Origin of the sequence: Pseudoflavonifractor sp. 60 (genome assembly GCF_009911645.1) — a bacterium.
Classification (GTDB): domain Bacteria; phylum Bacillota; class Clostridia; order Oscillospirales; family Oscillospiraceae; genus Lawsonibacter.
On the sequence record NZ_QWKI01000384.1, the window covers coordinates 1 to 337 of the forward strand.

Sequence of the window (337 nt, forward strand, 5' to 3'; positions counted from 1 at the left end):
AGCGCGGGAAAGAGAAAAGCCTTGGGACAAAATGTCTCAAGGCTTACTTTTCCCGGTCGGTCTTTTTCTCCGGGGCGGTTCGCTCCGGGGGCTGCTTCTCTTTCCACGCATCCAGCAGGGACATAATCTGGTCTTTCATCTCCCGGGGCGTGGCGTCCTTGCCGAAATACTTGTTCAGTTCTGCGGCGGAAATAATCACTTTGTCTACCTCCTTTTTCTCACGGCTCAAAATGCCGTCAATCACATCGCCATTCAGTTTCCCGTCCTTATCCAGCTTGCGGAGCTCCTGCGCCTGGGAGAGCGAGGGGGATGCCTGCTCGCCCTCAATGGAAACGGC

Annotated in this window: 1 pseudogene; it reads right to left on the reverse strand. The window is 55.5% G+C overall.

Going from position 1 to position 337, the window contains the following annotated elements:
- Window positions 1-43: 43 nt before the first annotated feature.
- Window positions 44-337 (reverse strand): annotated as a pseudogene (locus tag D1646_RS22520) (hypothetical protein); the annotation flags it as partial.